Here is a 26425-nt window from a genome sequence, read left to right on the forward strand (position 1 = left end):
GAATAAAGGATCACGATGAAGCGACATTTTGATGATTCGTTGGCGGACCTCAGGCAGAGAATTTTGCGGATGGGGGCGCTGGTGGAAGGGCAGATTCGTCAAGCGCTTATCGCACTTGTGGATCGCGATGACCTGGTGGCAAATCAGGTCATTCAGAATGATCGTCAGGTGAATACCATGGATGTGGCCATTGACGAACTCTGTCTCGAATTGTTGGCACTCCACCAGCCGGCCGCTAAAGATCTCCGGTTCGTCACGACGGCCATGAAGATTTCCACTGAATTAGAGCGCATGAGCGATTTGGCAGAAAATATTTGTGAACGCGCACTGGAACTGCATACCGAACCTCAATTGAAACCGTATATCGATATTCCGTTGATGGCCGAGAGGGCCATCAAAATGGTGGGTGAAGCCTTGGATGCGTTTGTCCGGGGGGATTCGGTTCTTGCCAGACAGGTCCTTAAGGAGGATGATTATGTCGATGAACTGAATGAACAAATTTTCCGTGAATTGTTGTCCTTCATGATGGAAAATCCCCAAACGATTTCGCGCGGGATCCGGTTGTCGTTTATCTCGAAATATATTGAACGCATTGCCGATCATGCAACGAATGTGGCGGAACTGGTGGTGTATATGGTGGAAGGAAAAATCATCCGCCATATGATTCCGACCTAACGCAGTCGTCCTGCCCTCGTTTTTTTCTCATTCTCTTCTCCTTTTGTCTTGTTTCAGCTTCTGCGTCTTCTGTCACAAAAAATTTACCTGTCTGTGACAGGGGTGTCATTTCTCCCACGTATGGTGTGGGTATGAAAAATCATCACCAAACACCAGCGCATGCGGAAGGAGAATGCTATGCAAAAATGGGTTGACACACGTGGAGGTTCTTCACGGTATTCCCAAGGGCAGGCTACTAACTTACGTTCACAGGGCTCTGCTTCACTTTGGTCTCTGGTCTTGGCAGGTGGACATGGGGAGCGTCTTCGGCACTATACCGAACAGTGTTTCGGTGCATATCGGCCGAAGCAATATTGTGCCTTTCTGGGAAAGCGATCAATGATCCAGCATACGTGGACCCGGGCAAAAGCCCTCAGTCTTCCTCACCAGGTTGTGACGGTGATGGATCAATCACATTGGGGTTATGTGCGAACCCAATTGATTCAGGAATCCCTGGGCCGCTTGGTCTGGCAACCCGATAATCGAGGAACCGGACCCGGAGTGTTTCTACCGCTCTCCTATATCCGAGCGCATGATCCTCATGCGACGGTAGTTTTGTGGCCCTCTGACCATTTTATTTTCCCCGTTGAGCCGCTTATTCAGGTGATCCGCGATGCGGCGGCCTTGGTCCAGCAACACCCTCATCGTATGGTGTTGTTGACTGTTCCTCCTCAATCGCGGGAGCAAGACTATGGGTGGGTGATTCCGGGTGATCGTATTCCGCATTCTGGAGGGAGCCGCCTCAGGGAAGTACGGAGATTTGTGGAGAAACCCAAGGGTTCCCAGCTTGAGGACATCGCCCTGAGTGGGGGGCAATGGAATACGTTAGTGCTCATAGCCAATGTTCAAACCTTATGGGAGGCCGGCCGTCAGTGCATTCCAGAAGTCGTGATGCTTCTTGAAGAGCATGCGGGTGGGATTGGAACCTCAAACGAACATCAACGATTACTGCATCTCTATCGGACAATGCCCACCAGAAATTTCTCCAGTGATCTGTTGTCGCTGATTCCTCAGCAATTACACATGATGGATCTGACCGGGGTTTGTTGGAGTGATTGGGGAAGGCCGGAGCGCATTCAGGAGACCCTTGCATATATGAGAGGGCATGAACTCTTTGAAGCGAAGGGCCAGTCGGCTCGACAGACCTGGATGAATGCTGGTCAGCAGAAGACGGTGCAGGGAGAATTTACCGTTGTTTCGGGATAAAAACCTGATGACCTAATGAGAATTATGTGATGGCGGACTGGCTGATCATTTGGCTCATGGTTGACAGATATTCTGATGACCCGGGAAATGATGAATGGCCAGACCCGCTTATCGGGTCTAGGTGTATGGAGATGTTCCAAGAAAAGAGAGGGAATGTATGAGCAGAGTTAGATTGGAAGGTAAGAGAGACCGTGCCCCGAATGCTTCCTCGCAGGACAAATCTGGTACGATCCAATTGCGGTGCCGAAGTTGTGGTCTGGAGTGGGAGCCCGCTTATTATCAAGAGGGATGTCCACTGAGGGAGTTGGAAACGGTGTTTCTTTCTGAAGATTGGTTTTTGGTGCCTAACGAAGCCAGCAGTTAATTTCGGCAGAGGCGCGGAGGTGTGGTGGCCTACCTGAAAGGAAAACATGGCCTGTCCTTCACAGTCTTCAGAATGAAGGCGGCTTGGTCTGCTTCCCTTTCCAGTTTGCAATAAACCAATCCTGGGCCTGGAATGGTGCTTCGTTTTGCAATGGCTTGACGCGAGTATAGGTTCCATTGGCTTGGAGTTGTCGCGTATGCATGTTGTCTTTCAGGTAGGGACGTAAGACGGTTTCAACAATGAAGGTTCGCAGTGTGGGATTCTCAATGGGAAACAAAATTTCAACCCGCCGGTCCATATTGCGGGGCATGAGATCCGCACTCCCCAGAAATAATTCATCCTGCCCTCCGTTACGAAAATAAAAACAGCGAGAATGCTCAAGGAATCGTCCCACGAGGGACGTGACCGTAATGGTCTGGCTGAGTCCAGGAATCCCGGGGCGGAGCCCGCACATCCCACGGACCATGAGCTCAATCCTGACCCCTGCTTGAGAGGCTCGATACAAGGCCTGAATAGAGGCTTTGTCTACGAGTGAATTCACCTTGAATGCCAGGTAGCCGTCTCCATGTTGTTGTTGGCGTGATATTTCCCGATTGATTCGTTCGATGATATTCGTTCGAATCCCCACCGGCGCAACCAAAAGTTTGGCGTATGAGTCTTTTTTTGAATACCCGGTCAAGGCATTGAACAGGTCGGTGACATCTTCGCCGAATACCGGATGGCAGGTAAATAAACTAAAGTCGGTGTAGAATTTTCCGGTGATGGGGTTGTAATTGCCGGTTCCGAGATGCAGATATCGACGAATGCCATCTGACTCCCGGCGAACGACCATGCAGACCTTGGCATGTGTTTTCAGGCCCAGGACACCATACACCACATGCACGCCTTCATCCTCTAATTTTCTTGCCCATTCAATATTGTTTTCCTCATCGAATCGGGCTTTGAGTTCCAGGAGTACGGCAACCTGCTTGTCATTTTGCCGGGCTTCCATGAGGGCGTCTACCACCGGGGAGTTGATGCCCACTCGATACAGGGTCTGCTTGATCGCTAACACATGTGGATCCAGAGCGGCTTGTCGAATGAAATCGACGACGGGTGAAAAGCTATCGTATGGGTGATGGAGGAAGATGTCTTCGCGTTTAATCAGTGCAAACAGGGATTCCTTTGAGGTGGGGTCGTGCAGAATATTGGGGTAATGCGGTGAAAATTTCAGATCCGGTCGCTCAATGGATGTGAGTTCAAGGAGATTCGAAAGGCCGAGACGGAAATCATAGGTGTAGACTTGATAGGGCGCTAAATTCAGATTTCTGACCAGGATATCTTTGATGGAATCCGGCATATGCCGGTCCAGTTCCAATCGTACCACCGACCCGAATTGGCGTAAATCAATTTGTTCCTCAATGGCAGCCAGCAGGTCGCCGGCTTCATCTTCTTCGATTTCAAAATCTGCATCCCTGGTGATTCGGAAATAATAGGAGGCCTGAATCGTCAGGCCCGGAAACAATAAGTCCAGATTGGCTGCGATGATGTCCTCCAGCCACACAAAGTTGGTACTTTCCGCCCCGGGGGCTAACCCCATTTGTTCATCATCCGATACCTGGGATTCGTCTGGAATTCTGATCAATCGTGGGAACAGCGACGGAACCTTAATGCGCGCGAAACATTCTCCACGATCAGGGTCGTGGGCCACGACGGCCAGGTTGACTGTGAGGTTGGAGATATGGGGAAAAGGGTGGCTAGGGTCAAAGGCCAAAGGGGTCAGCGCGGGAAAAATTTCCTTTCGAAAATATCGGCGGAGTAGGGATCGTTGTTTCGGTTTGAGGTCTTGATAGGGGAGAATGCGGATACCCGCGTCCACCAGTCTGGTAAATATGTCTTCCTGCCAGCACCGGCTTACTCGGGCAAAGCTTTGAAGAAGGGCCTCCCGGATATGCCCTAATTGATCCGAAGGACTCATCCCATCCAGTGCGGCTTCCAGGACCCCGCTGGACAACTGTTCGCGCAGTCCCGAGATCCGGATCATGAAGAATTCGTCGAGATTGTTGAAGAAAATTGAAAGAAATTTTACTCGTTCCAGGAGAGGGTGGCTCGGATCTTCTGCCTCTTCCAGGACCCGTTTATTGAACTCCAACCAACTCAATTCCCGGTTTAGATACAATTTGGGGTCATCCAGATTGTCGATAACTTCCGGTGTATTGGATGCCTTCGGTTTTGTCTGATGAGTCATGATCAGATCTCCTATTATGCCTTTTATGAGTTAAGAGGCATTGTACCTGATTAAGGTTATTCCGTCCCATTATCATTAAACGGGTATATGGAGACGTAAACAGTTTGAAGAAGATTGGGCGTAAGGCTTTACAGTTTTTTCCCTCGTTTTTCAAGTTTTTGCCATTGCTTGGGGATTTGCTGATACACCTGAGATTGCTGATTTCGTAAGCGTTCGACCATTAGTCCCGTGACATAGGCTACTCCGGTTCCTCGTGAGTGATTTTTGAAGGCGAGGAGCCGTTGCTCAGCAACCACCGCATCTTGGTGGAATCCCAGTAAATCCTGGACGACCTTCGCTTGTTGAATGAACCGTTTGGCACGTTTCCCGAGCAAGGGCTCAGCGAGTTCAACCGCATATCGGGCTCGCTTCAGGAGTCTTCGAGTGTGATGCAGTTCAGATTTCCGGAATAGGCTATCTGACGTATTCGCCCTATCCTGAATTTTCTGAAAAGCTTTTCTCGCCAACTCTGTTAACGTGAATGGATTTGGTTGAAATGGTAAATGAATCAGTGAATTTTCAAAATGAGTCAGGAGATTGAGATAACGGTCGCTACCTAAACCTTCAAGTAGTTTGGCGCGGGCAACAGACCTCTGATCGTCAAAATTCTTGAGAATCGTGTGAAAGGAACGCTGTTCGGATGGAGAGAAGTCATGGAAATTTTGATGAAACGATTCTAAAAGAACATCCCAATCTCTGACCTCGCCCAACAACGAACCAACCCAGGCCAGTTCCTGGCGGACCGGTTCCGTCCATTGCGGCGCCAGGAAAGCACTCACGGCTCGAATGATGGCTCTCATGCGGCGCGTGGCAACCCGCATTTGATGGAGCGCTTCACTATCCCGACCCAATCGGGTACCTGGATCATTTTGCAACATTTGAAGATACTGGGACTGAAGGCTTTCCCGAATATGGTCGGTCGGTGGTGCTGAAGAATCACTAAACGCAACGGTAAGGGGATAGGGAAGTTGAAGTGCTTGAAAAATCTTGGGTTGAAATGGTTTCTCTTCTGCCCCGGCATGAAGCAGAATCTTGCGGACAGGATTTAATTGAGTGTCTGTTCCTCCCTGTAATTCAACCTCCACTTCTTGGAATGAATGCACAATCCTTTTGTCTCTGATGAGGGCGACGGAGTCCTGGACAAGTTCAGCGATGACCTGGCCGTCTTTCCGAATGCGTACCCCTTTTCTCCTTGTTCTGAGTTTTCCGATTTGAACAGCTTCCTGTTTTCTGAAAAAACTCCTTAATAAGTCCTGAAATTCCCCTGGAATACTGCGACTGCCGGACGCAATTTCCAGCTCCAGCCGATTACCGCCGCTCGGTAGCTTTAATTGCCAGACCCCATGGGACTGTTCCACTCGTTTTCGGAGTGTCAGACCCAGTTGGCCGAGTCGATGGTGCTCGCTGTCAAAGTAGGTGGATGTGAATACGCGTGGCGGGATCGGTTCCCCCATGTCGGGAGGCAATTGAAAGCCGGGTGGAATACGAAACTTCTTTTCCTCTTCAAGGGTTTGGTGAATGTGCCATGGCATATAAAATTACCCGGCAATCTTTATTGCGCCTTGGGACATTTGAATGAAATCTACATGGGATGGTGTGGAGATCAACAACACAGGAAATTCCTCATTTTTTAGGAAATGTTGGAAAGGCAAGGCTAAGGATCTCATTTTTGCTGAATGGATCACAAGAAAGTGTGGTATTTATTGTGTAACTAAATGTTTTTAAATGAAAAGTGATGTGGCAGACTCAATGTGGCCCTATCAGATTGCCAGCGTGCTTGGGTGACGGACTCTGTGACACGGGCTGCTATCCTGTGGGCACTTGGTCTAAGGGATATGGGAATCCATTTCGGACAAGCCATGTTGAACAGGTTTGAACACCATATGTAATCATGTCCGATTGTGGCTGGTACCCCCATATTAAGAATCAGGATTCGGAAGAACCTGTGTCACCAAAACAAGAAGTTCAGTATACTATTAGGAGGAAAAACGGTGTGCAAAAATCGCAGGAGAGCATAACTGATGGATAAAGGCTTGCCCGATAATCAATTGACTCAATTGTTGCAAACGGCTATCGATGCCGCCCACGTTGCGGCAGTTCCGATTCGAGCCTATTTTGAAAGGCAGAATCTCCGTATCACGGAAAAAAACGATGGTTCGCCCGTCACTCAAGCCGATCAAGAGGGTGAAGCTCTGATCCGGTCTCACTTGCTGTCCAATGCCCAAATTGGACCTCTTGATATTCTCGGTGAAGAGGAAGGATTACAGGGGACGGGAACAAGATGGCAATGGATCGTGGATCCTATCGATGGCACACGATCCTTTATTCATGGGATTCCGTTATTCGGCACCATAATCGCCTTGATTGACAGTCGGGAAAACTTTCCTGTCCTTGGAGTGATTCATCTTCCAATGCTCGGACTCACCTATGCTGCGGCCAGGGGACAAGGGACCACCTGCCAAGGAAAAGCCCTGCGGCTTCCTGAAGACCTGGCCATTGAACAAGCCATTATCGGGGTTGGCGATTTTGCTCAATTTTCCAGTATACAACGGGAGGCGGATTACCATCTTCTATTAAGCCTATCCGGGTATGTGCGAGGGTATACCGATTGTTTTGGCCATGGGCTCGTGATCAGTGGAGCCCTTGGCGCAATGGTGGATCCAGCTTTGAACCCCTGGGACATCCTGGCTACCCAGGTGCTTATTGAGGAGGCTGGAGGGGCGGCAATGCTTCGTCCCTCGAAGATATCCGGAAAGGTTGATGCCATATTTGGGAACCGTTCACTCGTTCAACATCTTGCGCAGGAACTCTCCTTTTAAAGTTCTTGGGGTTTTGCCGGGATGAGATTTATTTCCGGTGAGCATTTCCGATCTCTATATCGGACATCCATCTTCCGAATGCCTCCAGTTTTTTGGTTCCTTCTCCACAAAGCTAAGATTTACCCGTATGTAACATCCTCATAAAATGTAGGAAAACTTGGTTAGATATGCTTTCCTGAAGGCTGGACAGCAGACGTGTGCATTTCCATGCCTGACCTAGGCTTGTCCATGGGAGAAAGAGCAGCTTATCCGACAGTGTCACGAGATGGTCTGAGGGATCGTGTTTATGAGCCACAAACCTTTGAGTCGTTTTTCGAACGCAATCAGTCTTTCTCACATGCATTGAAGGCCGGTTATTGAATAATTATATGCAAGCGACTGGGGACTTAATGCCCGGCCATCTATGGGGACCGCAGGTATCTGTCGAATTTTGGGTCGTGGATCCTCATATATTCCGACCCCGGAGTAAACTGTAGCGATTGGGGGATCAGAGTCCAACTATTGAAACTGCCTGAGGTGTGGGGTATCGTATCAATGTCATTGATAATTTTTTTGTCCCCTCCTGAAGATTTCTTTCATACAACATCCGATGCCTTTATTGACCACGGAATTATGGTGGTCATGAAAGAGGATCACCGAACCCATTCTAGAAGGAAGTGAACCCTATGCAACGCCTTGCGGTTATTGATATCGGAACTAATTCCATTCACATGGTCCTGGCTGAAATAGGAAAGGGTTTTTCGTACAAGATTGTCGATCGTATAAAGGAAATGGCCCGATTAGGGGACGGGACCTTTACGTCCCATCGACTGTCCCCGGAGGCCATGGACCGTGGGTTGACGGTTTTAAAACGGTTTTCCCTGCTAGCCACGAACAAAGGATTTGATCCCATACTTCCGATTGCCACCAGTGCGGTCCGAGAGGCAAAAAATGGAGGAGATTTTTTGAAGCTCGTTCGGAAAGAGCTTGGGCTCAGAGTGCGCGTGATCACCGGAGAGGAAGAAGCGCGACTGATTTATTTAGGTGTCAGGAATAGTATGGATCTCTCAAAGTTTCCGGCCATGATTGTGGATATTGGCGGTGGATCCGTGGAATTGATGGCATGTACGCAAAAGCGGTTACAGTTTGTGCGAAGTCTTAAGTTAGGTGCGATCCGGTTGAAAGATCAATTTCTCAAGTCCGATCCTCCTGATAAAAAAATGGTTCAGCGCGTCGAACGTCTCGTGAGCCAGACTCTGAAGAAATCCTTATCGAAGAAACGCTTCACTCACTGTCAGCAACTGGTAGCGACATCGGGTATGGCGGGGAACCTTGCTGAAATAATTTATTTAGCTCGAACCGGGCGCCCCCTGCCACAAATTGACATGGCCACCATCGAACTTGATGAAATCAGGGAGGTTGAGGCACTCCTTAGAACAAAAGATACGCCGACACGATTGAAGATTCCCGGCCTGGATCCCCGACGAGTTGATACGCTCTATCCCGGCGTCCTGATGTTGCGTCTACTTATGGAGCATCTCGGGGTCAAACAGGTGCGTCTCAGTGATAAAGCGATTAGGGAAGGTGTGATTTATGATTTCATCCAACAGCATCAGGATGGTTTGCGGGCGGAACAGGAAATTCCGCATGTTCGCCGCCGCCAAGTGTTATTGCTAGCCCGGCGATATCAATTTCCCAAAGTTCATGCTCATCATGTTGCGAAGTTGGCATTAAGCTTATTCGACCAGACCCAATCCATGCATCATCTTGGAGAAAGGGAGCGGGAATGGTTGGAATATGCGGCTTTTCTTCATGACATCGGGCATCATATCCGTGAGAATAAACATCACAAGCATACGTACTATTTAATCACCCATGCGGATCTTCCCGGATTTTCTTCTGAGGAGGTAGGCATTATCGCCAATGTGGCGCGGTATCATCGACGGGGTCAACCAAATCCCAAGCATGCGGGATATCGGCTCTTGGATCGCGATCAAAGACGGGTTGTATCTAGTCTTAGTGCTATTTTACGAATTGCAGATGGTTTGGATCGCAGTCACTTCTCGGTCGTTAAGAAAATTCATGTTGAACCTGGCGAACCTCTGTGTCTGCACGTGTCTTTCCGGTACGACCCGGAATTGGAATTGTGGACGACCGAGCGACGAAAAAAGTTTTTTGAGAAAAATTTTCATTGTCGAATTGAACTCAAGGCTGCAGCTGTGGCATCAAAAAATGTGGCATAATTGGGCTTCCGTATCTGAAATAGTCTAGAATTAGCACATTAAGTTGTGGAAGAGTCCTTCCGTATCGCGTTTTCCCACGAGAATCGGGTACATTTATCTTGGTCGAGGGCATTGTCTATCTTGCCCTAAGTTGTCAAGGGTTACACGCAGAGAATTTTTCTCAATAAGAGAAAGGATGGGAAATATCCTGCTTCAAATCTGGATGTAGATACCCCTGTTCCGAATAGACTACAGTGCTGTATTGAATTTCTGCCTGTTCTTGCTGAAGGAAAAGCCCTATGTTTAGTTTTATGCCTCGGGAAAGCGGATTCTTTGATTTATTTGAGCAAGCGTCCCAAAACGTGGTGGAAGCAGGACAATGTTTGAAAAATTTAATGAAATCCTTTAACGAACCCCAAAAACAAATTCAACATATTAAGGACTTGGAGCACAAGGGAGACGGATTTACCCATGACATTGTCTTTAAATTGAATAAAACATTTATCACGCCATTGGATCGTGAAGACATCCATGAGCTTGCCAGTGCGCTTGATGATATTCTTGATGAAATTGATGCAGTGGCCGAGTTGTTCCTGGTATTTAAGATTCAACGCCCCACTCCTACGGCATTAAGGCTTTCGGAGATTCTCCATGAGTCGGTCTTGGAGGTCGGAAAGGGGATTTACCTAATGCGACAAAAAAAATGGGATATGAAGGAGTGTGGCATCCGGGTGAATACTTTGGAAAATGAAGCCGATCGGGTTCTTCGGGAAGCGATCTCGATATTGTTTGAAGAGGAGGAGGATCCCAAAACGGTGATGAAATGGAAAGAAATTTATGAGAATTTTGAGAAGGGAACCGATTCCTGTGAAGATGTGCTGAATGTCCTGGAACGCATTGCCCTGAAACACGGATAAAACACTCAAATCCTCGCCCCTCCTAAGTTATACCAGTAAATCTATCATTTGTTGGGATTTGTGGCTGATTTCAGCATCCTCCTCATTTTGGTCATCGGGCTCGCCCTCCTGTTTGATTTTTCAAATGGCTGGCATGATAGTGCCAATGCTGTGGCTACTGTCGTGTCGACTCGGGTCCTGAGCCCTGTCTCGGCTGTCCTTTTTGCCGGGGTCCTGAATGTCATCGGGGCCTTTATGTCTACCGCGGTAGCCAAGATGGTGGGGAAGGGAATTATCGATCCTGCCGCAATCAATGATGTGGTCATTATTTCGGCGTTAGGGGGAGCGATTGTTTGGAATTTTATTACCTTGCGTATGGGGTTGCCTTCCAGTTCCTCCCATGCCCTGATTGGAGCCATGGTCGGCGCAGGATTTATTCATGGTGGGGTTGAGGTTTTGCAGGGTGAAGGATTGATGAAGGTCATGGAGGCCATGGTCTCTTCTCCTTTATTAGGGTTTCTTGTGGCTTTTTTTCTCATGGTTGGATTGAGCTGGGCTTTCTTCCGGACTTCGCGAGGAAGGGCTATGAGGTTATTCCGCCGTCTTCAATTATTATCAGCCGGGTTTATGGCGTTGAGTCATGGAGCAAATGACGCACAAAAAGCGATGGGGATTATTACCTTGGCTTTGCTTTCCGCCGGACATATTCCTTCTGCTGAAGTGCCCAAATGGGTTATTATTTCCTGCGCACTTTCTATGGGGTTGGGGACGGCCCTGGGTGGGTGGAAGATCATTCGAACCCTGGGGATGCGAATCGCCAAATTAGATCCTGTCCATGGGTTTGCCGCCGAAACCGGGGCCGGCGTGGTATTGATGGTTACAGCCCATATTGGGTTACCTGTCAGCACGACTCACACGATTACCTCTTCGGTCATGGGCGTGGGGGCGGTGAATCGGTTGTCGGCGGTTCGTTGGGGAGTGACCAGACGAATTGCCTATGCGTGGATCTTTACACTTCCCGGTTCGGCGCTCTTAGCCGTTGCCTTTTACCTCCTGCTGGCCGCATTCCTCTAGTTGTCCTGTGTTTCGTCATTCTCTGTGATTTTCAAGAATCTGTTGCCGCCTCGCATCAGGAAGCTGTTGTCGTTCCCGTATATCCCCGTTGCTTCTTTCCTCTGTTTGCTCTCCTTTTGTAGAACGGTTGATCTGATCGTTTTTGTGGATTTACTTACATCCGATTCGGTTTAAAGAACTTGGTCGCCTGGGAGGTGGCTGTATGGTCCCTCCAATTGGGAATGGTTCCCTTCGCATCGCTCCCTTTAGTCTGACGTGTTCAAAGGTTGTCTCGCTGGGTCCCACTCAATTCATGGCATTGTAACCACAAGGAGGAGTTATGGCAGAAACCTATCAAACAGGCGCATTGCAGGTTTCCACGGCTGGGCTTGAGGAGGAAGGGTATCAAATGTATTTAGGTCAGAAGTGCCGATTGAGCGGTGTGTTGAAAGTCCAGGGGATGGCGCGGATCGATGGATTTGTCGAAGGGGAGATCTATGGAAACGATTTGATTCAAGTGGGAAAAGATGGAAAACTTGAAGCCACAGTGAAAGCTAAAGACATTGTGGCCCAAGGTCCTCTTCGAGGGGACTTCGTTGCTCTCCAGAAGATACAGTTGCTGGCTCCGGCAACATTGGAAGGGAAAATCGATGCTCCGGTTTTTCTGTTAGAAGAAGGTGTTTTTGTCAATGGACTGTTGAAAATGGGGATGGTGCGTCCTGCGGTCTCATAAGCCAGGAGTACGTATGAGCATGAACCGAGTCAAAAGCCAGGAGATCGTACGCGTATTGTTCTATTGCTCCCCCAGGTAGACGGGTGGTGAGCGTTGCTTCTGCAAAAGACCCCCTAGCGCAGTGCTCTGAGCTGCGCAGGGGCCATCCACCATTCTAAATATCCCCGACCTATTTCGACCTTTCCCTCAAAAGAAATAAGGCAGCCACCAGCCTTTTTGACGGCAAAGCCCGAGCAATTCTTTCCAAAAATCATTAATGCCGCCGTTTGTCCAAGATGGGGTTCATGCCCGACGCACATGACAACTGCATCGTGTGGGTATCCCTGTAAAATGGGAAATAGTCGCATGGGGGATTGGTCATATACCAGCTCGGGACAAAGCTGAATGGTTGCCTTGATCTGCAGAGTCTTCTTGGTAATCTCAGCGGTTTGTTGCGTACGGATTAACGGACTGCACAACAGATGTGTGGGCTTCATTCCAATTCGTTTGAGTCCTGCAGCGACTTGTTCGGTTTTGGCAATACCTTCTTTGGTAAGAGGGCGTTCCCCTTCAGAGCGGTCCCATTCTTCTGGATTAACAGCAATGCCATGGCGAAGTAGAAGACAATTCATGTAAGTCTCTCCTTTTTCTGACCGCTATAAGAACAACCATTCCTCTTGGCGGATTTGAAAATAACCTGCACACTATAGCGGGCTAAGAAGAATTTATAAAATTCTGAGTATTGGGTCCGGGCCTAGGCTACCCTAATAAGCAACACCCAGGGAATATTTCATTTCAACCAATGCAGTGCGACGACCGTTGCAATGGAAAGGATCAAAGGCATTCCATTGAAATCTTCCTCATAAGCCATGTGGTTAGAATATCCAGAAGCCGAGGCCATTGAGTAGCCTTGGAGCATTTTCCCTCAGTATGGTAATCGCGTGCAAAGTACAAAGAAGCGCAATCGGGTATCGATGTGGCGGAGACCAGCTATCATCCCCGTCGCTTGCGGCCAAAACTACTCGCGTGAGCGAGTACATTCATAAGAGTCATACGGTAAGGTTTTACAGTGTCACCTGGTTTTTCAGACCAATTATCGTCGGGCGATCTTTGATCCGACAGTCGATGAGGGATTACAGGAATGATTCACAGGAAGGTCCTTCTGAGGGTGTATCTTGTACGACATGCTGAAGCAAAGAAAAATGTGGTGTACGTACCCTGGACTTCAGAGAAAGAGCTGGACACGCTGACAGTTGAAGGGCAAAGACAGGCGGTCGCAATAGGAAAATTTCTCATGAATAAAGGCATTGTTGCCATTCTGAGTTCTTCTGCGGGTCGAACGCGTGAGACCGCTAAAGCTATAGGCCAGGTCATTGGATTGAAGGAAGGTTATGAGATTGATCCGGCTTTTGGCTCTTTGCGTGGGGGAGAAAGTCAGGATGGGAATCAGATTTCATGGGCCTCTCGATAGAAGCAATGGGACAGGATCCCCGTCCTGAAGGAGGAGGGTCTCTATCAGATGGAGAATTCCGTGCTAATGATAGCTTAAATACACTGGTTGGAAATTCCCTGATAAGTTTGTCGTGATTGTTTCGCATGGCTTATGTGTGCGGAATTGCTTGGGTATATAGCAATTACCCCGATGCCGAAACGATATGTTACCCACGATGTTCCAACCGGATCTGTCGGCGGATTCATCATGACAAATATAGGGTTGCTTATCATCGAAGAAGGGAGACAAGGCGTAGAATTAGTCCCACTACAACTTCCTGGTCACAGACGTGGTTTTCCATGATCGTTTTGTAATTTTGCGATCCTCGCTGAAAGTCAAACCCTTCCGATATCTTGGGTATTGCCGTATCTTTCATATGCTCCAAGTCCCATCTTCGAAGCAAAAGAATTAACGCAGGGCAAAATGAGTCACGTTGGCAGGGTTGCAGTTTTGACCCTCCCCCTGCTTGTCGGTGAATCGTTGAGACTTCATGTCCTCCTCATCCGGATAAGCGGATGGTAAAAATACCAACTGGCCAGTCACATTAATAGTATACCAATAAGATCAATTTGTTCCCCGATTTTCCCTTCAGATTCTCCTTCATCTACTCCGCCGCCTTTTTCTTCTCCTTCAGTCTGATTCAATCCGGAAAATTCAAACATTGCCAACCTTACGGCAGGCTGAAATCACCGTTCAGCCTTCCTTCAGGATGTACACAGTACAATTTTGAAAAGTGTATCGGAACTTGTGACCACCGATGTGTCATTGGCAATCATGATACTCGTTCATGAACAGTTGTTGGGTTCAAAAATCCGGAACAAGTAGGTTTTGGTGGGACCCCATCCGTTGCCGCACCAAGTTGAATCCTGGACTGGATTCAATTTCAGCACGAATCCAATGTCTTTCCGGCGGATTGGTAATACGCATTGGCCCTGATCCGTCGATTGTGAACATCTAATGCAGGGAGAAATTTTGCTCCAATTGGGAGACAAAAAAATGGGAGTGAGTGGGCAGAGGAAAGACCGGTTTTCCATTGAGTCAACGGCTTACTGGGACTCGTCGCTTTCGAACAACAATAAATATGGGTAAAGCGTGGACTGACCGGACTGTCTGTCGTTTTCATGCTGGGAAGAAAAATTTGCGAACGGTTCGTTGGCTGATCATTACAGGACTCTTCGTGATGGTGGGGGGAGGACCGGGAGAGCTTCTTGCGGCGGAGCCTTTGTGCCTGAACGAACCGAAGGAAGATCTTCAATGCATACCCGGTCCCAAAACCCTGGAGGAGCGTTTGGAAACATTGGAACAGAAGCAACGGGATTCCGACCGTCTTCGGGAATTGGATCGACAACGTGAAGATCGGTTGGCGAAAGAAGCGCTAGTGGTGGGAGCCGATCAGAATGGCGTTTTCTTACGTTCGGCAAATCGTGCCTTTGAACTGCGATTCGCGGGATATGCCCAAGTGGATGGTCGGTTCTTTTTTGGTGACACGACCCAATCGAATGTCACCAATACGTTCGAAGTCCGGCGTTTTAGACCTATTCTTCGAGGGACCCTGTATCGTTACATCAGTTTCAAGCTGATGCCGGATTTCGGCCAGGGGCAAGTGAGGCTGATGGATGGGTATATAGGCTTTGATTATTGGCCGGCACTTCGCTTGCGTGCGGGAAAATTCAAGCCTCCTGTAAGTTTGGAAAGGCTTCAGTCCAGTGCCGACATCATGTTTATCGAGCGTGGTTTGACGGAGAATCTCGTTCCAAATCGCGACATCGGGGTGCAACTCTATGGGGATTTGATTGAAAACCGTCTGGCATATCAGGTTGGCGTCTTCAATGGTGTGAGGGACGACACATCCAGCACAGGTGGTTCGATCACAGGTTTCGACTCGAACAACGATAAGGACTACATGGTACGTCTGTTTGCCAAGCCCTTCCTGGGTACCGACGTGGAATGGTTGCAGGGATTACAGGCGGGAGTGAGCGGTACTTGGGGCCGGGATAATTTTACTCCATCAAATTTCCGCACCCCTGCCACCGGAAGCGATAGCATCACTTTTTTCCGGTATCGGGGCGGGGTGAGGGCCTCTGGTGTCCGGTATCGGCTGTCGCCGCAAGCGTATTATGCCTGGGGACCCTTGGGAGTACTCGGGGAATATGTTTTGAATGCCCAGGACCTTCGAACCTCAGGGGGAACCGAAAAACGGTTAACCAATCGGGCCTGGCAGGTGGCAGTGTCCTATGTCTTGACCGGCGAGAACGCATCTTTTAATGGGGTGCAGCCCCGGCGACCATTCAACCCGCCTCAAGGCGCCTGGGGAGCCGTGGAATTTGCGGCCCGATATCAGGAATTACTGGTGGACCGGAAGGCCTTTCCGGTGTTTGCCGATTCTGCTGCCAGCGCGAGAAAAGCCAGGGTCTGGACGGTGGGAATCAATTGGCACCTGGCCCGTCGGATTAAGGTCATGTTGAATTTTGAACATGGTATTTTCGATGGTGGGGCTCCAAACAATAAAAACTTTGAGCAGGAAAACGCCCTGTTCACCCGATTCCAGGTGGGTTGGTAGTCTTTCGAAGATGATGTTGAGAGATCGCACCGCAGACCATAGTATTTCCTGAAGAACAAAACTCATACGAGCGGAATTTTGTCTCACCCTACCGGGATTGATGAAATTTGTTCTTCTGTCCTTTGGTGTATTTGGCCTTTTCTTCTGGAATAAGAAAGTCAGGGAGATGGTGCTGGGTCAATATTTGCCGACCGGAGCCCAGACCTAAAGACTGGACTCATCTGGTCATCCTGAACCTGGAAAAGATATCGAATCCATCGCCAGAAAAGTCCGTTGCGAATCCTGAGAAGTGACATTTCCGATTTTCGTACTATACTACTCCTGTCCCCTTTCCATAAGTCTTACGCCTAATGTGAAATCCTCCCGCCGTGCGCATGGCATGCCATCTTTTCGCCCAACTTTGAATTCTTGTGAGAAGGATACCTTGGGAAAAAAGCAGGTTTCCCCAATCATCGGTCCATCTGGAATTTTGTCGTTCTGTTTCGTATGGAAATCCAAACACCCGAGCTAACCCTGGTCATTTTATAAGCGTAATTTATAATTGACATTTGTATGTTTAAAAATTACATTATGCTGAATTTCATGCGAAGAACCGTCTCATCTTTCTGGTCATTCCGATGCATGAAGGGAATGTGGAATGTATGGAGAAAGGGGCGAGTCACGTGAAGGTCTGGATGTTGACTGCATTAGGAATGGCCTTGGTGATTTCTTGCACGGTGGTTTTGGCGGCGGAACCGACGACTTCACATCCCACTTCCATAGCTAGTGAAAAAGGGGAAGCGTTTGGGGATTTTTTTAAAGAGGTTAAAGAACGAGCAGAAACACAGAACGGAAAAAACTGGAAGGAAACGGCTGATGCTTCGCTCATCCAGGACAAAGAGACTCAATGGGATCGGTATCTGAAGGCGGCCATGGGCCTGCCGGATTTTGTTGATTTGGGAATTGAAAACCGGACCCGATTCGAAAGTGTCAGTCATCCCTGGCGATCCACTGCAAAAATTGGGGGGGGACGAACGGATTCCCAGCTGGCCCTCAGGACTAGGGTGCGCTTTGGACTGGGAAATGGTCCTCTCCGGTTCCTCTTTGAAGGTCAGGATTCTCGTGAGTACGGAGCGCAGACTGGAGGCTTTGTGAATAACACCACGGTCGATGAATGGGACATTTTACAATTGTTCGGGTCATTGACCGTGGACGATGTGTTAGGAAGCGGATTGCGAACGGACTTGCATTTCGGCCGCATGACCCTGGATTTGGGAAGCCGTCGGTATGTCGCCCGCAATGACTTCCGAAATACCCAGAATGCCTTCGACGGCCTGCATTGGCAAATTGGGAAAGCCGATACTTGGCGATTCCGCACCTTTATTACCGAACCGGTTATTCGTGAGGAGGTCAAACTCGACGAGCAGAATAAAAAATTTTTATTTTGGGGCGCATATGTGGAAAACCTTCAGATCTCCTGGATGAATATCAATATCTTTTATTACGGATTAAACGATCAACGACAACAAAATAAGAATTTTCATCGTACGTATGGGACGTATGGATTTCGCCTATTCAAGGATTCTGCCATTGGTGAATTCGATTATGAATTAGAGGGGGCCGTTCAAGTGGGACAATTAGGGCAGGTCGATCATTTTGCCTATAATCCCAATGCCCAAGTTGGATATACGTTTAATGTGCCCTGGACTCCTCAATTTTTGGTGCAATATACCTATGCCAGCGGAACTCGCACGCCGGGAGGAAGTCAGAACGGAACGTTTGATCCTCTGTTTGGGGCTCGGCGTTGGGATTTGATGGCGACGGGAATTTTCGGACCATTTCTCCGGTCCAACATCAGTTCCCCCGGTTGGAGGTTGGTTGCTAAGCCTGTCAATAACGTAACCATGCAAATCAAGCAGCGATTCTGGTATTTGGCTCAAGGCGGTGCCGTGAATGGGGGGATCCTTTTACAAGATCCCTCAGGAGGGGCAGGAAACTATTTGGGGCATGATATTGAATTACGTGCGACGTGGACCGTCAGCCAAAACCTTGAATTTGATGCCGGGTATGACCATTGGTTTAAAGGATCGTATTTTAAGCGGCTGCCCGCTTCGGCGAATCTGCCTCAAGGCGGGGACAAGGATACGGATTATTTTTATCTTTCCATGCGCATCAGATTGTGAAACGGCTCTAAACCCTTAATCAGGGTCAGCCTGTTCTCTAGACTGAGCCCCTTGGCGACATCTATTGAATTGGGAGGTGTATGATGTTTCTCCGCGTCCATGCTTTTATCCTCATGTTCTTTTTTTATGTTTGTGTCACGACGGCCGCCGCCGAGGAAGTCAGGGTGGCCGTTGCCGCGAATTTTTTGGCGACTCTTAACGAAATTATCACGAGTTTTCAGAAAGACATGGGGCACACGATACTGGTCAGTTCCGGATCGAGCGGAAAACTCTATGCACAAATCAAAAACGGTGCACCGTTCGATGTCTTGTTTTCAGCAGATGCCGAGCGTCCACAATTGTTGGAAAGAGAAGGTTTGGCCGTTAAGGGAAGCCGATTTGTTTACTCTGTGGGGCGTCTGACTTTATGGAGTTCGGATTCGAACCTGGTTCAAGGGGAGGCACATCATCTCCTCTCAGGTGGGCACTTCGATCATCTGGCCATTGCCAATCCGAAGACGGCGCCCTATGGCAGGGCTGCGGAACAAACACTCAAGAAGATGGGCCTCTGGGATTCCCTCAAGGCTCGGATCGTTCAGGGGGAAAACATCGGACAGGCTTTTCAATTCGTGTATTCAAAGAACGCCCAACTTGGTTTCGTCGCCCTTTCCCAAGTAGTGGATCCAAAAATCAACGGAAGCGGCAGCCGGTGGGATGTGCCAACTTCTTTTCACGATTCACTCGAACAGGAAGCGGTCCTGTTAACAACTGGACAAAATCATGCAGGTGCCAGAGCCTTTTTGGATTATGTCAAAGGGGAGAAAAGCCGGGCCATTATTGAGCGATTTGGCTATGGACTGCCATAATCGACCACATATCGACCAATGAGAAAAGATCTTCCATTCCAAAGGTGATAATGCTACATAGGAAGCCATGACATTATCTGAGGTGGATTTAGGACCTCTCTGGTTGACCTTGCGCCTGGCCGGAGTGACGGTGATCGTGCTTCTGATCATTGGAACGCCGCTTGCCTGGTGGCTTGCACATACCCGATCCCGAGCCAGGACGGCCATTGAGGCAATTGTCGCCATGCCTCTCGTATTGCCCCCCACCGTGCTCGGATTTTATTTACTTGTCTTATTGGGTCCGCATGGATGGATCGGGAGCGCCTCGCAGGCGGTAACCGGATCGGCGCTTTCGTTCACCTTTACCGGACTCGTCATTGCTTCTGCCTTGTATTCGCTCCCTTTCGTCGTTCAACCCTTGCATGGTGCCTTTGAGTCAATCGGGAGAAAGCCGTTAGAGGCGGCCTGGTCTCTCAGAGCCTCAAAGCTCGACACATTTCTGACCATTGTTTCCCCCATGGCCTCTCGCGGCTATCTCACGGCGATTGTCCTTGGATTCGCACATACCCTTGGCGAGTTTGGTGTGGTCTTGATGGTGGGAGGGAATATTCCAGGGAGAACGAAGGTACTCTCCATTGCCATATACGACCATGTGGAAGTGTTGGAATATACCCAGGCTCATGTCCTGTCCGCAGGGCTTCTTGTCTTTTCATTTCTGGTCCTTCTTATGGTCTATACGGTGAACCGCCGCTTGCCTATCCACGTCTCATGAGTGAGTTGACAGCCAGATTCGAGGTAGCTTTTCCCTCATTCCACCTGCAGGTGAAGGCCAGTGTCCCCGCCGAGGGGATCACGGTCGTATTCGGTCCTTCCGGATGCGGTAAGACCACCTTCTTGCGCTGTCTCGCCGGATTGGAACGATCGCCGACCGGCTTTCTCGCCTTGGGAGAGCACGTCTGGCAGGATGAGTCCAACAATAATTTTCTTCCACTTTCCCAACGTCCGGTTGGTTACGTCTTTCAAGAGCCTCGCTTGTTCCCTCATTTGAGCGTTCGATCAAACTTGCTGTACGGATGGAAACGGATACCGGAATCGCAGCGTCGTATTTCACTCGATCAGGTCGTCGAGATCCTGGGTTTAGACTCGTTGTTGGAACGCAGGCCAACCCATCTGTCTGGCGGAGAACAGCAACGAGTGGCCATTGGCCGCGCTTTATTAACCAGCCCGCGCCTGCTCCTCATGGACGAACCGCTCAGCTCCCTTGATGTTCAACGAAAGCGGGAAATCATAACATTTATCCAACGGCTGGATAAGGAATTCAGGATACCCATTATCTATGTGAGTCATGCGCTGCATGAAGTGGTGCAACTCGCCAGGACTCTCATCCTGCTGAAGGAGGGGAGCGTGGCCGCAATCGGACCTCTTGCTGAAGTGTTTTCTCAAGTAGGCAGTCGTCGCGTCATCCCGGACAGCCACATTGGTGCAGTCATTGACACTCGTGTAGCGGAGCATGATGTGGAATTCGGGCTTACCACTCTCAATTTTTCCGGCGGTCAATTGTCAGTGCCCCATCAACATTCATCCATAGGAGAATCATTGCGAGTACAAATTCTTGCCCGGGATGTCAGTCTTGTGGCAAGCCCTCCGGCATTCCAAACCAGTGTGCTGAATGTGTTAGAGGCGACGGTTCTGGAAATCGGCCCCATCGAGTCTGGTCAACCCTTTGTCGATATCAAATTGGATATTGGTTGTCCCTTGCTGGCCACCATTACCCGAAAATCATTAACGGCTCTCCAACTCCATCCCGGTCAAAAAGTCCACGCCCAAATCAAAGCAGTGGCCCTCACTCACGATTCCCTGGAATAAATGTGCACTCCAGAGAAAACGTTCTATCAAAGCTAGTGCTGATGACCATGGGGCATGGCCTGGGGGTGAATACGCTCTCCGCGGAAGTGGAGGTCCGAGCCGATGTCTTTGACCACACCGAGGGATTTTAATACGGATAGTGGACGCACTCTTTGCCGTGGGAGTGGCACCCAGGAAATTTGGTTAGAGGTATCATCCGAGGTCTTCCTTAACCTGTCCGTAAAAACTGCGGTAGTCACATGCCAGCTTTTTGTATGCAGCGCCCAAAACGTAGGATGACCTTCAATCGCCGAGTTTAATGTCGATTGCCGGCTTAAATATTTCAACGATACGAGCACTCATGCCGGTTTTATTGAGTGCAGATCCATCGGAAAGTCGATTGACACGTGAAGCGGCATTTGGTCAGAATGGTTTCTTTTCAGCGCTTGCTGTATAGCTACCCCTGCGGATCTCCGAGGTGAGATATGGGAAAACCCAGAGTATCATCATCTTCCGTTCGTGGCTCTCTGCCTACCATCATGAATGGAGGCCACCTGGAGTAATGTCATTTTCAGACCTCTCATTTTTCTCTTCGTAGCCAGGATAAGAGAGACCCTATGGAGCTCACCAATGACCGAGACAGGTTTCGCGGCGGAGTCTCACGTGAGGGCCACCGACCGATTCGGTTAGCCGGTTCGGTGCTTGGCGCGCAACGTCATGTCTGTGCCTTCTTTCACAACCCTGCCGAACAGTATCGGATACTGCTTCCGTTCATTAAGGAGGGATTCGAGTGCGGCGACCGTGCTTTCCATGTCGTCGATCCCAAGTTGCGGGAGGAACACCTTCGGCGATTGGAGTCCGCCGGCATCGCCGTGACGGCGACGCAGCATCTCCGCCAACTCGAGGTAGCAACGGTGGAGGAGACCTTTCTGCGTGGTGGGCGGTTCAACCCCGAGGCTTTGCTCGGCCTCATTCAGGAAACGCTCAAAACCGGAGCCGCGCTTGGCTTCCCACTCACTCGATTTGTCGCCAACGTCGCGGAGAGAATCCTTGAGGACGGGTCCAACGCCGATGAGTGGATCAAGTGTGAGTCACGGCTGAACTCAATCTTGCCTCAGTACGACGACCCCCTCATCTGCGTGTATGATCTTGCCAAGTTTGGCGGAGACCTCGTCGTCGACATGCTGCGGACGCATCCGATGGTCATCATCGGCGGTCTCCTTCAGGAGAATCCATTCTTCGTTCCCCCTGATGAGTTTCTTGGGCAGCTACGGGAACGCGGTGCCACGCAGATGAGTTGAGGCCCTTCATTTATCCGATAGGCAATGGAGACAAAGCAAACAACTGATGAGATCAAGGACCTCAAGGCCTGTCTCAATGACCTGATCGCGGTTCTCGCCCTTCCCGCCATCTGGGGAAACCACGAGCCATCCAAGATTGTGAGTACCTTGCTCGAAGCGTTAGTAAGCATGCTGCGCCTGGACTTCGCCTATGTTCGGTTAGCCGATACATTTGGCCGCGGCGCGCCGATCGAGATGGCCCGACTCACTCCACCCGGAAATTTAATGCTTCGGCCGCAAGAGATCGGTCAAGCGCTTACCCCCTGGTTGGGGGATGGTCCACACACATCGCCTATCGTTGTGCCGAATCCGATTGGACAAGGTGCAATCTCGATCTCGGTATTCCGGCTGGGGGTTCAGGATGAACTCGGGGTATTAGTGGCTGGCTCCTGTCGAGGTAATTTCGCGACGGAGATTGAAAAACTCCTGATGCGAGTGACCGCGAACCAGGCCGCGATCGGGCTGCAAGAGGCAAGACTATTAAGCGAACAGAGGCGAGTCGCAGAGGAACTTGATCAAAGAGTCGCGCGACGGACTAAAGACCTTGCGGCGGCGAACGAAGAGTTAAAGAAAGAGATCGTCGAGCGCAAGCGGGCGGAAGAAAAGCTGCGGCAAGACGAAAGGGAGCTTCGGCGCATAACCGATGCGATACCTCAAGCCATCGGTGTCTTGGGGTTGGATGGGATGCCTCTTTACGTCAATCAAGTCCTGCTGGACTACACGGGTCTCACCCTGGAGGACCTAAAGGCCGATGATTTTCGCACGCGACTCTTTCATCCCGAAGATCTCGAAAGAGTGCAGGAAAAGCGTCAAAATGCATTAGCCCATGGAGCCCCCTTTGACCTGGAGTTACGCGCGCGCCGCAAGGACGGGCAGTACCGTTGGTTTTTATTCCGTTACAACCCCTTGCGGGATGATGAGGGACTCATCATTCGCTGGTACGCCACGGGAATCGACATTGAGGAGCGCAAGCAAGCTGAAGAGAGCATCCGAAACGAGAACATGGCGTTACGTGAAGAAATCGATGGGGCTTCGATGTTCGAAGAGATCGTCGGGTCCTCCGAAGTGCTGCGTAAAGTTTTGCGGCAATTGGCGAAGGTCGCGCCGGTGGATTCGACGGTGCTCATTCTCGGAGAGACCGGGACGGGCAAGGAGCTGATCGCTCGCGCGATTCACAAGCGGTCGAACCGTTCGTCCCGGGCATTTATTCGCGTGAATTGTGCGTCGATCCCTTCTTCACTTATTGCCTCCGAGCTATTCGGACACGAGAAAGGTGCTTTCACCGGCGCGCTCCAGCGACGGCTAGGGCGTTTTGAGTCCGCCAATGGCGGGACGATTTTCCTGGATGAAATTGGTGAGCTGCCTGCGGAAACACAGATCGCGCTGTTGCGAGTGCTCCAAGAGCGGGAAATTGAACGAGTCGGAAGTAGCCAGCCGATTTCCGTGGATGTGCGAGTTGTGGCTGCAACTAACCGCGACTTGAAAGCGGCTATGGCTGCGGGTAGTTTCCGTCAGGATCTCTTTTACCGGCTGAATGTGTTTCCAATCCAGATGCCATCGCTTCGCGAACGGGTGGATGACATTCCCTTGCTCGTCGAATACCTGATCGAACGTTATGCCCAAAAAGCCGGAAAGAAGATCAGACACATCCGGAAGCAGACGGTAGAGTTGTTTCAGGCTTACGACTGGCCCGGCAACATTCGGGAGCTACAGAATGTCATCGAACGCGCTGTCGTGCTGTGCGATGGCGATACATTTGCCGTTGACGAGACCTGGCTGAAGGGGGAACAGGATCAACAAGCTGGTCCCGCCGTTCCTTTGGCAGCCTCGATTGCCGGACGCGAACGAGACATGATCGAGGCCGCTCTGGCGCAGTCTCGGGGCCTAGTATCAGGCCCAACCGGCGCAGCAGCGAAGCTGGGAATTCCGCGACAGACGCTCGACTCGAAAATCAAGAGCCTGGGAATTGACAAGCAGCGTTTCACCCGTCGATCCACCTAACCCCTTTCGTTGCTTCCGGACTAGTCTTCTTCAGACTGAGTCCCTTCTCACCCTCTCCTACACAAACGGACCGATTCAATCACACCGATAACGCTCCTGCTTGCCGATATTTCAGCAAATGCTGAAAATTCGTCAACTGCTGCCGCGCTAATCGCAAAAAATTCAAGCGGTTATCATTGGCATCCTCCTTGCGATACCACTTTACCGTACAGATCATAAATAGCGCCGATGACAATAAGGATTGAAAAAACTGCAGACAGACACAAGACGATCATCCGCCTAAGCGGTCGGCTGCAATCTGAGCACCTGGAGGAATTGAGGATGCAGGTCGATGGCGAGCCGTTGCCCATCGCGTTGGACCTTGAGGGTGTGACGCTCGTGGATATTGAGGCCGTTCGATTCCTGAATACTTGCAAGAAAGGGGGCGTGGAACTTCTCCATTGCCGGCCTTACATATGGGAATGGATGATTCGTGAAAATGCCAGAGAAGAATAAAGGACTGGGTTTCGATAGCGAAAATCACATACACCGGAGGGCCCCATGTAAAAAGCAAAGAAGAAGGACGGTTCAACACAATTCTGAGCATGTTTCGGAGATCACTTGTCCGCATTAGCGGCGATCACACAATAGGAGGTTCATCATGACGAATGGAAAGTCAATTACGAAGAACAGGAAACTCGTGTTGGTGTTGCTAGGTCTTATGACCGGCACATCGATGGCTCAGGCGGCTGAAGTCACGCCGCTCATGGCGAAAGATCTGCCGGAAATTCCCGGCAGGGAAGTGTTGATGATCACAGTGCAAAAGGCTCCCGGCGGGTCTGACCCGATCCACCGACACAACGCACATGGATTTATCTACGTGCTGGAAGGCTCCATTGTGATGCAAGTGGAGGGTGGGAAAGAAGTGACGCTGACACCAGGACAGACCTGGTACGAAAGTCCCAGCGATGTTCACGTCGTGAGTCGGAACGCAAGCAGCATCAAGCCGGCAAAATTCCTGGTGTTCTTGGTCAAGGACAAGGGCGCCCCAGTACTCGTGCCAGTCAAGTGACTGTCGGAACGATCCAGAGAGCAATCAAATGAGAAGGACGGTTCAACACAACATTGAGTAGGTTTCAGAAGTCACTCGTCCGGACTACGGGCGATCACACAACAGGAGGTTCATCATGTCGAACGGAAGGTCAAGAATGAAAATCGTGGTTATAGGCGGCAGCGGGCTTATCGGGTCAAAGCTTGTCACGAAACTCGGTGAACACGGTTACCAGGCTGTGGCGGCGTCACCCAATTCCGGCGTCAACACCCTCACCAGCGAGGGACTGGCCGAAGTCCTGGAAGGCGCTTCGGTTGTCGTCGATGTCTCGAATTCGCCATCCTTCGAGGAGAAAGCGGTGATGGAGTTTTTCACCACGTCAACCCGCAACCTTCTCACCTATGAAGCTGCCGCAGGGGTAAACCATCACGTGGCGTTGTCGGTCGTGGGCACCGAGCGGCTGTCCGAGAGCGGCTACTTTCGCGCGAAGATCGTTCAGGAGAAGCTTATCAAGCGATCCTCGATCCCCTACTCGATCGTTCAGGCGACACAGTTTTTCGAATTTCTCAAAAGCATTGCCGACATTTCCTCCGACGGCGACACGGTGCGTTTGCCACCTGTGCTCTTCCAGCCCATGGCAGCGGACGATGTCGCGAGTGCCGTGGGAAGGATCGCGGTAGGTCAGCCGGTAAACGGCATCGTGGAAATTGGGGGTCCGGAGGAGTTTCGGTTGGATGAACTAGTACGGCGGCGTTTGGCCACGCTCGAAGATCTCCGCGAGGTCATCCCTGATCCCAAAGCTCTATACTCTGGGGCCAAAATCAGCGAGAGAACACTGGTTCCGGGCAATACCGCTCGACTCGGCAAGACCAGCTTCGAAACCTGGCTCACTCATTCCCCAGCACGCCCAGATGTCGCAGCCACCCGTTAGCGAGGACAG

Annotated in this window: 23 protein-coding genes; 18 read left to right on the forward strand and 5 right to left on the reverse strand. The window is 50.2% G+C overall.

Going from position 1 to position 26425, the window contains the following annotated elements:
- Positions 1-15: 15 nt before the first annotated feature.
- Together phoU and PJI16_17445 are read left to right on the forward strand one after the other, a co-directional pair.
- Positions 16-675, forward strand: a complete 660-nt coding sequence (phoU, locus tag PJI16_17440; protein ID MDT3779350.1) for a phosphate signaling complex protein PhoU — start codon at positions 16-18, stop codon at positions 673-675.
- A 177-nt stretch (positions 676-852) separates the two neighbouring features.
- Positions 853-1920, forward strand: a complete 1068-nt coding sequence (locus PJI16_17445; GenBank protein ID MDT3779351.1) for a sugar phosphate nucleotidyltransferase — start codon at positions 853-855, stop codon at positions 1918-1920.
- A 431-nt stretch (positions 1921-2351) separates the two neighbouring features.
- Here PJI16_17445 and ppk1 read toward each other — a convergent pair whose 3' ends face one another.
- Together ppk1 and PJI16_17455 are read right to left on the reverse strand one after the other, a co-directional pair.
- Positions 2352-4511, reverse strand: a complete 2160-nt coding sequence (gene ppk1 / locus PJI16_17450) for a polyphosphate kinase 1 (protein MDT3779352.1) — start codon at positions 4509-4511, stop codon at positions 2352-2354.
- Positions 4512-4639: 128 nt separating this feature from the next.
- Positions 4640-6082 (reverse strand): CYTH and CHAD domain-containing protein, encoded by a 1443-nt coding sequence (locus tag PJI16_17455; protein MDT3779353.1) that lies wholly within the window; start codon positions 6080-6082, stop codon positions 4640-4642.
- 489 nt (positions 6083-6571) lie between these two features.
- Between PJI16_17455 and PJI16_17460 the strand changes: the two genes are divergently transcribed.
- The 5 genes from PJI16_17460 to PJI16_17480 all read left to right on the forward strand — a co-directional run bounded on the left by PJI16_17460 (position 6572) and on the right by PJI16_17480 (position 12252).
- Complete coding sequence (locus PJI16_17460; protein MDT3779354.1) at positions 6572-7369, forward strand: hypothetical protein; 798 nt, start codon at positions 6572-6574, stop codon at positions 7367-7369.
- 665 nt (positions 7370-8034) lie between these two features.
- Positions 8035-9591: a Ppx/GppA phosphatase family protein gene (locus tag PJI16_17465; GenBank protein MDT3779355.1), complete on the forward strand. Its 1557-nt coding sequence runs from the start codon at positions 8035-8037 to the stop codon at positions 9589-9591.
- A 278-nt stretch (positions 9592-9869) separates the two neighbouring features.
- Positions 9870-10487: a DUF47 family protein gene (locus PJI16_17470; protein MDT3779356.1), complete on the forward strand. Its 618-nt coding sequence runs from the start codon at positions 9870-9872 to the stop codon at positions 10485-10487.
- A gap of 60 nt (positions 10488-10547) precedes the next feature.
- Positions 10548-11540 (forward strand): inorganic phosphate transporter, encoded by a 993-nt coding sequence (locus PJI16_17475; protein MDT3779357.1) that lies wholly within the window; start codon positions 10548-10550, stop codon positions 11538-11540.
- Positions 11541-11859: 319 nt separating this feature from the next.
- On the forward strand, positions 11860-12252 hold the full coding sequence (locus PJI16_17480) for a polymer-forming cytoskeletal protein (GenBank protein MDT3779358.1): 393 nt from the start codon (positions 11860-11862) through the stop codon (positions 12250-12252).
- A gap of 113 nt (positions 12253-12365) precedes the next feature.
- Here the strand turns inward: PJI16_17480 and sixA are convergent, their stop codons facing one another.
- Complete coding sequence (gene sixA, locus PJI16_17485; GenBank protein ID MDT3779359.1) at positions 12366-12863, reverse strand: phosphohistidine phosphatase SixA; 498 nt, start codon at positions 12861-12863, stop codon at positions 12366-12368.
- A gap of 536 nt (positions 12864-13399) precedes the next feature.
- On the opposite strand from sixA, the gene PJI16_17490 reads away from it, so the two are divergent.
- Entirely contained in the window at positions 13400-13702 is a 303-nt protein-coding gene (locus PJI16_17490) for a histidine phosphatase family protein (GenBank protein MDT3779360.1), read from the forward strand.
- 560 nt (positions 13703-14262) lie between these two features.
- On the opposite strand, the gene PJI16_17495 is transcribed toward PJI16_17490, so the two are convergent.
- Positions 14263-14385 carry a hypothetical protein gene (locus PJI16_17495; protein ID MDT3779361.1) on the reverse strand — a complete coding sequence of 41 codons (123 nt, stop codon included), beginning with the start codon at positions 14383-14385 and terminating at the stop codon, positions 14263-14265.
- A gap of 476 nt (positions 14386-14861) precedes the next feature.
- Here PJI16_17495 and PJI16_17500 point away from each other — a divergent pair, with 476 nt between their 5' ends.
- The 7 genes from PJI16_17500 to PJI16_17530 all read left to right on the forward strand — a co-directional run bounded on the left by PJI16_17500 (position 14862) and on the right by PJI16_17530 (position 24455).
- The gene (locus tag PJI16_17500) at positions 14862-16283 is read left to right on the forward strand and encodes a porin (GenBank protein MDT3779362.1); all 1422 of its coding nucleotides are present in this window, start codon (positions 14862-14864) and stop codon (positions 16281-16283) included.
- Positions 16284-16924: 641 nt separating this feature from the next.
- Entirely contained in the window at positions 16925-18445 is a 1521-nt protein-coding gene (locus tag PJI16_17505) for an alginate export family protein (protein MDT3779363.1), read from the forward strand.
- Positions 18446-18528: 83 nt separating this feature from the next.
- A complete protein-coding gene (modA, locus tag PJI16_17510) occupies positions 18529-19290 on the forward strand; it encodes a molybdate ABC transporter substrate-binding protein (GenBank protein ID MDT3779364.1) in 762 nt (253 codons plus the stop codon).
- Between the two features lie 67 nt (positions 19291-19357).
- A complete protein-coding gene (gene modB / locus PJI16_17515; GenBank protein ID MDT3779365.1) occupies positions 19358-20041 on the forward strand; it encodes a molybdate ABC transporter permease subunit in 684 nt (227 codons plus the stop codon).
- Positions 20038-21135, forward strand: coding sequence for a molybdenum ABC transporter ATP-binding protein (modC, locus tag PJI16_17520; GenBank protein MDT3779366.1), 1098 nt, complete (start codon positions 20038-20040; stop codon positions 21133-21135). Before modB ends, modC begins: the two co-directional genes overlap by 4 nt.
- 596 nt (positions 21136-21731) lie before the next feature.
- On the forward strand, positions 21732-22415 hold the full coding sequence (locus tag PJI16_17525) for an MEDS domain-containing protein (GenBank protein ID MDT3779367.1): 684 nt from the start codon (positions 21732-21734) through the stop codon (positions 22413-22415).
- 264 nt (positions 22416-22679) lie between these two features.
- Positions 22680-24455, forward strand: a complete 1776-nt coding sequence (locus PJI16_17530) for a sigma 54-interacting transcriptional regulator (GenBank protein ID MDT3779368.1) — start codon at positions 22680-22682, stop codon at positions 24453-24455.
- A gap of 79 nt (positions 24456-24534) precedes the next feature.
- Here the strand turns inward: PJI16_17530 and PJI16_17535 are convergent, their stop codons facing one another.
- Positions 24535-24672 (reverse strand): hypothetical protein, encoded by a 138-nt coding sequence (locus PJI16_17535; GenBank protein MDT3779369.1) that lies wholly within the window; start codon positions 24670-24672, stop codon positions 24535-24537.
- Positions 24673-24776: 104 nt separating this feature from the next.
- Here PJI16_17535 and PJI16_17540 point away from each other — a divergent pair, with 104 nt between their 5' ends.
- The 3 genes from PJI16_17540 (at position 24777) to PJI16_17550 (ending at position 26416) form a co-directional block, all read left to right on the forward strand.
- Positions 24777-24950, forward strand: a complete 174-nt coding sequence (locus PJI16_17540) for a hypothetical protein (protein ID MDT3779370.1) — start codon at positions 24777-24779, stop codon at positions 24948-24950.
- Between the two features lie 205 nt (positions 24951-25155).
- Positions 25156-25506: a cupin domain-containing protein gene (locus PJI16_17545; GenBank protein ID MDT3779371.1), complete on the forward strand. Its 351-nt coding sequence runs from the start codon at positions 25156-25158 to the stop codon at positions 25504-25506.
- A 136-nt stretch (positions 25507-25642) separates the two neighbouring features.
- A complete protein-coding gene (locus tag PJI16_17550) occupies positions 25643-26416 on the forward strand; it encodes an SDR family oxidoreductase (GenBank protein MDT3779372.1) in 774 nt (257 codons plus the stop codon).
- Positions 26417-26425 lie beyond the last annotated feature (9 nt).

The organism is Nitrospira sp. MA-1 (genome assembly GCA_032139905.1).
Classification (GTDB): domain Bacteria; phylum Nitrospirota; class Nitrospiria; order Nitrospirales; family UBA8639; genus Nitrospira_E.